The 11,728-nt window shown below is 53.6% G+C and carries 8 protein-coding genes; all 8 read left to right on the top strand.

Annotated features, from left to right (window positions below; genetic code table 11):
• Positions 1-11: 11 nt before the first annotated feature.
• The 8 genes from ACFVTB_RS24385 to ACFVTB_RS24350 all read left to right on the top strand — a co-directional run bounded on the left by ACFVTB_RS24385 (position 12) and on the right by ACFVTB_RS24350 (position 11,595).
• Entirely contained in the window at positions 12-2,786 is a 2,775-nt protein-coding gene (locus ACFVTB_RS24385) for a calcium-translocating P-type ATPase, SERCA-type (protein WP_387755258.1), read from the top strand.
• A gap of 134 nt (positions 2,787-2,920) precedes the next feature.
• Complete coding sequence (gene dapF, locus ACFVTB_RS24380; RefSeq protein WP_387755256.1) at positions 2,921-3,751, top strand: diaminopimelate epimerase; 831 nt, start codon at positions 2,921-2,923, stop codon at positions 3,749-3,751.
• A gap of 16 nt (positions 3,752-3,767) precedes the next feature.
• The gene (locus ACFVTB_RS24375) at positions 3,768-5,684 is read left to right on the top strand and encodes a bifunctional homocysteine S-methyltransferase/methylenetetrahydrofolate reductase (RefSeq protein ID WP_387755253.1); all 1,917 of its coding nucleotides are present in this window, start codon (positions 3,768-3,770) and stop codon (positions 5,682-5,684) included.
• 325 nt (positions 5,685-6,009) lie between these two features.
• Positions 6,010-6,270 carry an extracellular matrix/biofilm regulator RemA gene (gene remA / locus ACFVTB_RS24370; protein WP_005548256.1) on the top strand — a complete coding sequence of 87 codons (261 nt, stop codon included), beginning with the start codon at positions 6,010-6,012 and terminating at the stop codon, positions 6,268-6,270.
• 19 nt (positions 6,271-6,289) lie between these two features.
• Complete coding sequence (gene gmk / locus ACFVTB_RS24365; RefSeq protein ID WP_387755250.1) at positions 6,290-6,901, top strand: guanylate kinase; 612 nt, start codon at positions 6,290-6,292, stop codon at positions 6,899-6,901.
• A 25-nt stretch (positions 6,902-6,926) separates the two neighbouring features.
• Entirely contained in the window at positions 6,927-7,136 is a 210-nt protein-coding gene (rpoZ, locus tag ACFVTB_RS24360; protein ID WP_387755247.1) for a DNA-directed RNA polymerase subunit omega, read from the top strand.
• A gap of 1,231 nt (positions 7,137-8,367) precedes the next feature.
• Entirely contained in the window at positions 8,368-10,437 is a 2,070-nt protein-coding gene (locus ACFVTB_RS24355) for a bifunctional aldolase/short-chain dehydrogenase (protein ID WP_387755244.1), read from the top strand.
• A gap of 399 nt (positions 10,438-10,836) precedes the next feature.
• Positions 10,837-11,595 carry a DeoR/GlpR family DNA-binding transcription regulator gene (locus ACFVTB_RS24350; RefSeq protein WP_387755242.1) on the top strand — a complete coding sequence of 253 codons (759 nt, stop codon included), beginning with the start codon at positions 10,837-10,839 and terminating at the stop codon, positions 11,593-11,595.
• Positions 11,596-11,728 lie beyond the last annotated feature (133 nt).

Below are 11,728 nucleotides of genomic sequence, written 5' to 3'. Positions count from 1 at the left end.
GGGAGTTCACGATGGAACAAAGGAAGTGGCATCAACTGGGGAAAAGCGAACTGGCGGAAGCGCTGGGCAGCTCACCCGAGCAGGGATTGTCGGCAGCGGCGGCGGAGGAGCGGCTCGCGGAAAGCGGACGCAACGAGCTGGCGGAAGGCAAACGCGTTTCTCCGGTCGTTTTATTCCTAAACCAATTCAAAGATTTCATGGTGCTCATCTTGATGGGCGCGACGCTGATATCGGGGCTGCTGGGCGAGTATATGGACGCCATTACGATCGTCGCAATCATTTTCATCAATGCGGTGCTCGGCTTCATTCAGGAGTTTCGTGCCGAGAAGTCTCTGAGCGCGTTGAAAGAATTGTCCGCGCCATCCGCCAAGGTGATACGCGGCGGGCAAATTCATATGATCCCGGCAAAAGAGCTGGTAGCCGGCGACATCGTGATGTTAGAGAGCGGCGACCGGGTGCCTGCCGATTTGCGTCTCATTGAAGCGAATACTTGTTACATCGAAGAGTCGGCTTTGACTGGCGAGTCTGTACCGGTCGGCAAGCATGCGGCGGCAATCGGCGAGGAGGAGCTGCCGCTCGGCGACCAGCGCAATATCGGCTTTATGGGCACGATGCTGACGCGAGGAACAGCTAAAGGGATGGTCATTCGTACGGGCATGCGGACGGAAATGGGCAAAATCGCCGGGCTGATTGAGCAGCAGGAAGCGATGGAGACGCCGCTTCAGCACCGATTGGAGCAGCTCGGTAAAATATTGATTGCGGTCGCGATCGGTTTAACGGTCATGGTCGTCGTCGCCGGTATTCTGCACGGCCAGCCGGCATACGGCATGTTTCTGGCTGGGGTCAGCCTAGCCGTCGCGGCCATTCCGGAAGGGCTGCCCGCTATCGTCACGATTGCGCTGGCGCTAGGCGTTCAGCGGATGATCAAGCGGAAGGCGATCGTGCGTAAGCTGCCTTCCGTCGAAACGCTAGGCTGCGCCTCGGTCATTTGCTCCGACAAGACCGGCACGCTAACGCAAAACAAAATGACGGTAACGGATATTTGGCTCGGCGGACGGCGGCTCCAAGTAAGCGGTGAGGGCTACGACCCGAGCGGGGCGATATTCGAGGATGGAAATCAGCTCGATATTAAGCATGACACTTCTATGAAAAGGCTGCTGCAAATTTCGGCGTTGTGCAACAATGCGGTGCTTGACCGGAACGAAGCGCAGGATTCGAAGAAACGCAAGGGCAAGGAGCTGCAGGAGGAATGGGTGCTCAAAGGCGATCCGACGGAAGGTGCGCTCGCGGTGCTGTCCGCCAAGCTAGGGCACACTGCAAAGTCGCTGGAAGGGCTCTACAAGCGGGAGAAAGAGTTTCCGTTTGATTCGGAGCGGAAAAGAATGTCCGTCGTCGTCGCTCATCAGGGAGGGCGTATTGTATATACGAAAGGCGCTTCGGACGTTCTGCTTGACTTGTGCAGCTACGTTCTGTGGGATGGCAAGGTCGTGCCGTTCACTGCAACGCTGAAACGCAAATGCTCGGAGGCGGCGGAGGAAATGGCGCAATCCGCGCTGCGGGTGCTCGGACTGGCTTATCGCGACTTGCGAAGCGGCGACGACTGCGCAAACGAATCGGAGGCCGAAAATCAGCTCGTATTCGTCGGTTTGACCGGCATGATCGATCCGCCTCGCAAGGAAGCGCGGGATGCGATCGCCACCTGCCGCCGCGCCGGCATCAAGACGGTGATGATTACCGGCGACCATCAACTGACGGCCGAGGCAATCGCTGCACAGCTCGGCATTATGCCTCGCGGAGGCGCTGCGCTCAGCGGCAAACAGATTGAAGCGATGAGCGACGAGCAGCTCGACAAACAAGTAGATAACGTGTACGTCTACGCACGGGTTTCTCCGGAGCACAAGCTGCGGATTGTAAAATCGCTGCAGCGGCAAGGACATGTCGTAGCCATGACGGGAGACGGGGTCAACGACGCTCCGGCTATTAAGGCGGCCGACATTGGCATTGCGATGGGCATTACGGGCACCGACGTATCGAAGGAAGCGTCCGCTCTCGTATTAAGCGACGACAATTTCTCTACGATTGTGTCGGCTATCGAGGAAGGACGAAACATTTACGAAAATATTCGCAAGTTTATCCGATACCTGCTCGCTTCGAACGTAGGCGAAATTTTAACGATGTTCCTTGCGATGATGGCAGGGCTGCCGCTGCCGCTCGTTCCGATTCAGATTTTGTGGGTCAACTTGGTGACGGACGGCTTGCCGGCGATGGCGCTCGGCGTTGACCAGGCCGAGAAGGATTTGATGCAGCAGCGTCCGCGATCGTCGAGAGAAAGCATTTTTGCTAGAAGGCTGGGTTGGAAAATCATCAGCCGCGGCATTCTGATCGGCGTATGTACGCTCGGCGCATTCTGGATTACGCTGCAAGGATCGGGAGGCAATCTCGTTAAGGCGCAGACGGTCGCATTCGCGACGCTCGTGCTGGCGCAGCTGATTCACGTGTTCGATTGCCGCAGCTCGCGTTCGATTTTCCACCGCAATCCTTTCCAGAACAAATACCTGGTGCTGGCTGTGCTGTCCTCGCTTGTGCTGATGCTCGGCGTACTCTACATTGACGCGCTGCAGCCGATCTTCAAGACGGTGCCGCTTGGTTTCCGCGAATGGTGCCTCGTCTTCGTAGCCGCGGGCATTCCGACCTTCCTGATGGGCATCGGCAGCGTGCTTGGAACGAGAAAAGCCAAAAACAAACCGACCAAGCTGAACCTGCATCCGAAGGCGTCTGTTCGATGATAGGATGATGCAGAAAGTACAAATGTTGATGTAATTTATGAATAGCCTTTCTCATTGCTTTGCGGTATGCTAATAGGAAAAAATGATAGCTTTTCATAGCTGACGCAGTGATGAAGCAAAGGGAGTGCTAGTGAATGAATTTTACGAAAATGCACGGTCTGGGCAATGATTTTATCGTGGTTGCCGGGGAGAAACAGCTTCCTGACAACGCGGCGCAGTTGGCGACCGACTTATGCAATCGTTTCTTCGGCATTGGAGCCGACGGACTTGTCTATATTTTACCTTCGGAAAAAGCCGATTTCCGCATGCGCATTATCAATTCGGACGGATCGGAAGCAGAGCAGTGCGGCAACGCGATTCGCTGTGTGGCAAAATATGTTTACGATAACGGCTTGACCAATCAAGAAGAGATTACGATTGAAACGCTCGGAGCCGGCGTGCAGAAGGTGCAGCTGACCATCGTAGACGGCAATGTGCAGACGGTGCGCGTCGATATGGGCCAGCCGATTCTGAACGGCCTGCAAGTGCCGACGACGGTTGATGCGGAGCGCGTAATCGAGCACCCGATCGAGGTTGACGGCCGCGAATTCCGCTTTACGGCTGTGTCGATGGGCAATCCGCATTGCGTCATTTATGTTGATGACGCGGTCAACTTCGATCTGGCGACATGGGGACCGAAGCTTGAAACGCATCCGCTTTTCCCACGTAAAATCAATGTGGAGTTCGTTACGGTAAACTCCCGCACGCATACCGATATGCGCGTATGGGAACGCGGCGCGGGACCGACGCTTGCCTGCGGAACGGGCGCTTGCGCGACGCTGGTATCCTCAGTGCTGAACGGGCACACGGACCGTACCGCGACCGTATCGCTCAAAGGCGGAGATCTGCTGATCGAATGGAACGAAGCGGATAACCACGTATATATGACGGGACCTGCTGCGGAAGTATTCCGCGGCACGTTATAAGGCGGCGGCAGCGGGTATGACAAACGCGAAGGCTAACTTAAGAGAGGCGCTGAAGCAGCGCATACTGCCGGGAGACGGCGCGATGGGAACCTATCTGTATCAGATGGGGTTCCCTGTCGGCGTTTCATACGAGGAATTCAATTTGCTCCGTCCGGAAGTGATCGAAAGCGTTCATCGCAAGTATTATGAAGCGGGAGCACGGGTGATCGAGACGAACACGTTCTCGGCTAATCCTGAGAAACTCGCCTTCCATGGACTTGATGGCGAGACGGAGGCGATTAACCGTGCCGGCGTACGCATTGCCAGGTCGGCCATCGGTTCGGACGCTTACGTCGTCGGTGCAGTCGGCGCCATTCGCGCGGGCAAGCTGAAGCAGGTTCGAACCGCAAAGCTGCGAGAGGCGTACGAGCGGCAAATGGCTGCGCTTTTGGAAGAAGGCGCGGACGGGCTGCTGCTCGAAACATTCTACGATTTTGACGAAATGCTGCTTGCGCTGAGCGTAGCACGCAAGCTGTCGGACGTACCGGTCATCTGCCAGTTTTCGGCGGAGGATGTAGGCCGTACGCAAGACGGTACGCCGCTGCACGAAGCGTTTACGAGGCTGACGCAAGCCGGTGCGGATGTAGTCGGCTTCAACTGCCGGACCGGTCCGAACGGGCTGCTGCGGGCCATCGATTCAATCGGCGGACCCGTTGAGCTTCCGTTGTCCGTATTTCCGAACGCGGGCATACCGGATTACGTGGACGGCAAGTACAGCTACTCGGCAGGCCCGGATTATTTTGCCGAGACAGCTCGCCGATTCGCCGATCGCGGCGCGCGCATTATCGGCGGCTGCTGCGGCACGACGCCGGAGCATGTGGCCGCAATGGCGCAGGCGCTGCAAAATTATGTGCCTATAGCAGGCGATGAGGCTGCTTCGGTATCCGTTGCTGTTGCTCCACAGCCGGAATCGATTCTGGTAACGAGCGAACGTTCCGAACAGACTGCTTCGAGCAATGAGGCATCAGGAGCGGATGCAGACGGCGTATCGGGAACGCCTTCCATCGTTGATCTTGTACAGCAGCGGCATACCGTAATTGTGGAACTGGACCCGCCGCGTGATCTCGATATCACGAAGTTTATGGCTGGCGCGGCTGCATTGAAAGCTTGCGGTGCGGATGCGATTACGATGGCGGACAACTCGCTTGCCGTAACGCGGATGAGCAACTTGGCATTGGCTGCGCTTGTGCAGGAGAAAGTAGGCCTTCGCCCACTCGTCCATCTCGCCTGCCGAGATCGAAATTTGATCGGCACGCAGTCGCATATGATGGGTCTCGACGCGCTTGGCATCGATCATGTGCTTGCCGTTACGGGCGATCCGGCGCGGTTTGGCGATTTGCCGGACTCCAGCTCGGTTTACGATCTGACGTCTTTTGAGATGATCAAGATGATCAAGCAATTGAACGAAGGCATTGCCTTTTCCGGCAAGCCGCTGAAGCAGAAAGCGAAGTTTGTTGTAGGGGCTGCTTTTAATCCGAACGTCAAGCATTTGGACAAGGCTGTCCAGCGGCTCGAACGTAAAATTAAATCCGGCGCGGACTATATTATGACTCAGCCGGTATACGATCCGGCTTTGATCGAACAGATCGCCGACGCTACGAAGCATTTGCCTGTTCCGGTGTTTATCGGCTTGATGCCGCTTGCGAGCGGTCGAAATGCCGAATATTTGCATAACGAAGTGCCAGGCATTCAGCTGTCGGATGAAGTGCGCCGCCGGATGGCCGGTCTCGAGGGTGAAGCGGGCCGGGCGGAAGGCGTGCGCATCTCCAAGGAGCTGCTCGACGTTATGACCGCTCATTTCAAAGGAATCTATTTAATGACGCCTTTTATGTTTTACGATATGGCCGTCCAGTTGACGGAATACGTATGGCGGAAAACAGGGGCGCGAAAATGACAAAGAAGCCGTAAAACAAGAGAAAAGCGGCATTTTTCGCATGTTTTCGCTTTTTCTCTTGTTCAGAGCTTCAAAATCAATTAAAATATATTCCGATGGACGGCTGCTGACCGCTGTCGGTTCGTAACGGTCAGGAAAAGCCGCAGCTCCGCGAGGCACGCGCGATGCGGTGCCGGGAGCGTATGCTCCGGACTTTTTTCGTCAACAATAGTGCAATGGTTCTTACTTTATTTGGCAGGTGAATCGGATTCATCCACCAAACTTTTATTAGCTATGAAATGTTATTTCGGGCAGTTGCACGAGGAAGACCGGAGGGGGATCTTACTTGGCTATTAAACTTATTAATATTGGTTTCGGCAATATCGTGTCGGCCAATCGCATCATCTCGATCGTGAGTCCGGAATCGGCCCCGATCAAGCGTATTATACAAGAGGCGAGAGATCGTCATATGCTGATCGATGCGACTTATGGGCGGCGGACGCGCGCCGTCATCATTACCGACAGCGACCATGTCATCCTGTCGGCGGTGCAGCCGGAGACGGTGGCTCATCGATTGTCGACCAAGGATGACGATAACGACGAATAGTACGGGTACGGGGAGTCATATGGATAAAGGATTGTTAATTGTATTGTCGGGTCCATCCGGCGTGGGCAAAGGAACGGTTTGTTCCGTTTTGCGTAAGAAGGTGCCAGAGCTCGTTTATTCGGTTTCGGCGACGACCAGGTCGCCGAGGGAAGGCGAGATTGACGGCGTCAATTATTTTTTCAAATCAAGAGAGCAGTTCCAGGACATGATCGCTCGCGATGCATTGCTGGAGCATGCAGAATACGTCGGCAATTTTTACGGTACTCCTCGCGATTTCGTCGAGCGGACGCTGGAAAGCGGCAAGGACGTTATTCTGGAAATCGAGGTTCAGGGCGCGCTGAAGGTGAAGGAGAAGTTTCCTCAAGGCGTGTTTGTGTTCCTGATGCCGCCTTCGCTTGACGAGCTGAAGCAGCGGATTACCGGCAGAGGCACCGAGACGCAGGATACGATCAACCACCGGATGTCTGTGGCTGTCGAAGAAATCAATTTGCTTCGTCACTATGACTATGCGGTCGTGAACGATGAAATTGAATCGGCTTGCCACCGCATTCAAAGCATAATTGTTGCTGAGCATTGCCGTGGGGACCGCTATTTGTCCCATTTGGCCGAGCTCCCAAAGGCGTTGAAGTAAGTAGGAACAGGAGAGGTGATTATCGATGTTATACCCTTCTATTGACGAAATGGTTAAGAAAGTCGATAGCAAATATTCACTCGTCGTAGCGGCTTCGAGACGCGCTCGCATGCTGCGCAACGGCGACAAATCGGAGCTTCGCAGCCCGAAATCGCGCAAGTTCGTAGGCGTTGCGCTGGAAGAAATTTATCATGATATCGTACAAGTCGAAGCAAACGGCAACGATAGCAAGTAAGGTTCGGTCCGTGTACGGAACGAATGGAATGGAATGGCTAAAAAGGAGTGCCTCATATGGGCATTTCTTTTTTTTAGGTTGGAGACAATGTTGAGGTTCCGCGTTGTGCTGCGAATGCACAAGTAACAAGCATGTCAGCCGGAGAGACGCGGAAGGTTCCGGGGAATAACTGCTGAAACGCATTTATTTCGGACATGTTCGGGCCGAAAACGGGAAATAACGTCCGGAATGCAGTTATTTAGAGGCAATCGCGGGCTGAAGAGGGGGAAGCGAAGGGAATAACTGCCAAAATGCATTTATTTATCTTAAAACGCTTAATGAGGGCAGAAATAACGTCCGAAATGCATTTATTTTCCAAGGTATGCTCGATCGCGTGGCTTGCCGACTCGAAAGTTAATTGAAGGCAGGTACGAGAGCATGCCTAGTGCTGCTGCAACAGCAGTTTCAATGGCAGCAAGTAGTTATCGACGAGCCACGCGTAATAGCAGTACAAACTACTGGACTCACACTAACCGCAACAACAGACCACTTTACCGTGCCCCACCCACACCAATCGCAACAACAGACCACATCCACCGTACCTCACACTAGTCGCAACAGCAGACCACATCCACCGTACCTCACACTAACCGCAACAACAGAGCACCTCCACCGTGCCTCACACTAACCGCAACAACAGCACCTCCACCGTACCTCACACTAACCGCAACAACAGACCACATTTACCGTGCCCACCCACACCAATCGCAACAGCAGACCATATCCACCGTACCTCACACCAATCGCAACAGCAGTCCACTTCCATCGTGCCTCACACTAGTCGCAACAGCAGACCACATCCACCGTGCCTCACACTAACCGCAACAACAGACCACCTCCACCGTACCTCACACTAGTCGCAACAGCAGACCTCATCTACCAGACCCACACCATCAAAACCCGAAACAGTAGCCCCCGATCACACTTTCCCTCTCATAACAACTGCGACAACAAACCAAAAGCAAATCATGACAGACAGCATTTCGATTATCACCGAAACGTAAGTTAGCGTAGAATCACATGCTTTGCTTTCTTTGATCTTTTTCTATACCATGCTAAAATATATTTCCGTTTGTGTTTGAAAAATGTCTATTCAAAAACAAACAAATATGATAATATCAATTCAAGCAGAAACAAACAAATAAAATCATTTATATTAAAAGAAAACAAACACAAAACGGAGGGTATCAAAATGGTACAAAGCTTGTGGGATCAAACGAAAGTATCGGCTCTTCAAGAAGAACTTGAAACGCTCGTATATCGTTCTAATATAATCGGCGAAGACCGGCGCGTATGCAACTGGGGCGGCGGCAACACGTCCAGTAAAGTCATCGTCAAAGATTTCCGCGGTCGTGACGTAGAAGTTATGTACGTAAAAGGCAGCGGCTCTGACCTGGCATCGATGAAAGCGGGCAATTTTACGGGACTCCGCATGGACGACATCCGGCCGCTGTTCGAACGCCCCGAAATGTCCGACGAGGAAATGGTAGGCTATCTCGTAAACTGTATGATCGACTCCAAGCACCCTCGCGCTTCGATCGAAACGCTGCTCCATGCGTTCTTGCCGTTCAAGCATGTCGACCATACGCATCCAGACTCGATCATCAGCCTCTGCTGCGCAGATAACGGCAAGGCGCTCGCGAAAGAAATTTTTGGCGACCGGTTCGTATGGGTGCCATATATTCGTCCAGGATTTACGCTGTCGAAAATGATCGCCGAAGGCGTACTGGCCAATCCGAACGCCGAGCTCGTTCTGATGGAGAAGCACGGTCTCGTCACTTGGGGCGAAACGCAAGAGGAGTGCTACGCGAAAACGATTGAAATCATCAGCGAGGCTGAGGCTTTCATCGAAGCTCGCGTAGACGAAGCCAAGCTGTTTGGCGGCGTGAAGCATGAGACGCTTCCGGCTGACGTCCGCAGAAGCATTGCGGCGCAAGTCATGCCGACAATTCGCGGCGCGGTGAGCGATGCGAAAAAAATGATTTTGACGTTCGACGACGAAGCTGACGTGCTTCAATTCGTCGGCGGCGCGAACTCGGCGCAGCTGTCGCAAGTTGGTGCAGCTTGCCCGGATCATCTCGTTCATACGAAGGTCGTTCCGCTCTTCGTGGACTGGACGCCGAACGCTGACGATGTGGAAGGCTTGAAAGCGAAGGTGAAAGCGGCCGTCGAAGCTTATAAAGAACAATATAAAGCTTACTTCGAACGCAATAAAAACGAAGGCGACGTCATGTTCGAAGCGGCACCGCGCGTCATACTGATCCCTGGCGTCGGCATGATCAATACAGGAAAAAACTGGGCGATGTCGAAAGTAAGCGGCGCCCTGTATCATCGTGCGATTGCGGTTATGCGCGGCGCGACGGCACTCGGGGATTTCGTATCGCTGTCCGAGAACGAATCGTATAATGTTGAATATTGGCCGCTTGAGCTTTACAAGCTGAGCCTGGCTCCAGCCGAAGCTGAGTTCTCCCGTCAAGTCGCTTTGATTACGGGCGGAGCCGGCGGCATCGGCAGTGAAACAGCTCGCCGTCTCGTATCGGAAGGCGCGCATGTCGTGCTGGCCGACCTGAATCTCGAGGGCGCGGAACGCGTAGCCGCCGAAATTAACGAGAAATTCGGTGAAAACCGTGCAATCGCGGTTAAGATGGATGTAACGAGTGAAGAAATGGTTATCGCCGCTTATCAAGAAACAGCTATCGCGTACGGCGGTGTGGACATTATTGTAAATAACGCGGGCCTAGCGACTTCGAGCCCGTTTGACGAAACATCGCTTAAAGAATGGAACCTGAACATGAACGTGCTCGGCACAGGCTACTTCCTCGTGGCGCGTGAAGCGTTCAAAGTAATGAAGACGCAAGGCGTTGGCGGCAACATGGTATTCATCGCTTCCAAAAATACGGTTTACGCCGGCAAAAACGCATCGGCGTATAGCTCGGTTAAGGCGCTTGAAGCACATTTGGCGCGCTGCATTGCAGCAGAAGGCGGCGAATTCGGCATCCGTGTCAACACGATTTTGCCGGATGCTATTCTTCAAGGCTCGGCTATTTGGAACGGCAACTGGCGCAATGAGCGCGCTGCCGCTTACGGCATCGAACCCGATCAGTTGGAGGAATATTACCGCAAACGGACGACGCTGCTCGTCAACATCTATCCAAGAGATATTGCAGAAGGGGTTGCATTCTTCGCTTCGTCGAAATCGGCGAAAACGACGGGCTGCATGCTGACAATCGACGGCGGCGTACCGGCTGCATTTACGCGATAACGGCAAAAGATCACTTAAAACAGGGCAAGAGAGCGCGCGGCATATAGCCGCAGCCGCTTTCCTGCCCGTTTCCGTTCCGTGTTGGAACAGGTAGATAAAAAGTGAAAATGGCAGTCATGACTGCCTATTGATAGAAACCGAATGTAATTGTGCGTTGTATATTGAATGGCTTGGCATTAAAATGGATGTTAGAAGATAAAGCGATTCGTCCAGAATGCACGGTTCCATTGCCCGCTTTTTCATGAACCTCGGGTGAGGAGAAGCCTACAATTGTAGGGCGGGTTGTATTCGCCAGCTGAAGCGAAAACGCTTTCCATTAACAATGGGATGCTGGTTAAAAGCCTGTTCTCGTCGTGTCTGTTGGCGAAATTATTCATTCGGAGATTGGAAGAGGTAACTATGCTGGTAGCGGAACGTTATGAGAAGATCGTTCAATTGGTGAACGAGAGGGGCAGCATTCGGGTGTCCGAATTAAGCGAGCTATGCCAGGTTACAGAGGAAACGATTCGGCGCGATCTGGATCGGCTCGAGCAGGCAGGCAGGCTTCGCCGTTCGCATGGGGGAGCGGTCAGCGTTCGTGAGCAGCAGCCGGAAACCCCGTACTCGGAGCGCGAGATCATGCACGCGGAAGAGAAGAGGCGGATTGCAAAGGAAGCGATTAAGCTTATTCAGCCAAAGGATCGCATCTTGCTGGATGCCAGCTCTACTGCCTGGTACATGGCAGCCCATCTTCCGGATATTCCGCTGACGGTGCTCACCAATTCGATAAAAGTGGCGGTCGAGCTTAGCGGAAAAGAGAAGATCGAGGTCATTTCCACAGGCGGTTTGCTCGCATCCCGTTCGCTGTCGTACGTAGGGCCGTTAGCTGAAAGGTCGTTGGATTCCTACTATGTCAACAAGCTGTTCCTGTCTTGCAAGGGCGTTCATTTGGACAAAGGCATTAGCGAATCCAATGAGCTGCAAGCGCGCATCAAGCATAAAATGATCGGCATTGCCGAGCAAGTCATTCTGCTAGCGGATGCGAGCAAGTTCGGCGTACAGGCGTTCACGCACGTGGCCGACTTGGGCGACGTTAGCCGGATCGTTACCGACCGAAGCGTTTCGCAGCAGACGGTCGAGCAGCTGGCAGAGCGCGCAATTGAAGTAACGGTAGTCTAAAAGATATTAAAAGAACTAGCTTTCATGCAAATGAAGATGTAATAATAATGCCCATTTCTCTTGTTTTCTCCCGCGGAGGCACCGTCCGCCGCGGGAGAGGAAGGGGCGCGCTGCAATCCTATTTTTAATCAAC

Origin of the sequence: Paenibacillus sp. NPDC058071, assembly GCF_042885235.1 — a bacterium.
GTDB lineage: Bacteria > Bacillota > Bacilli > Paenibacillales > Paenibacillaceae > Pristimantibacillus.
Note: the sequence above shows the minus strand (reverse complement) of the source record. Positions and strands in the feature narration are given on the sequence as shown.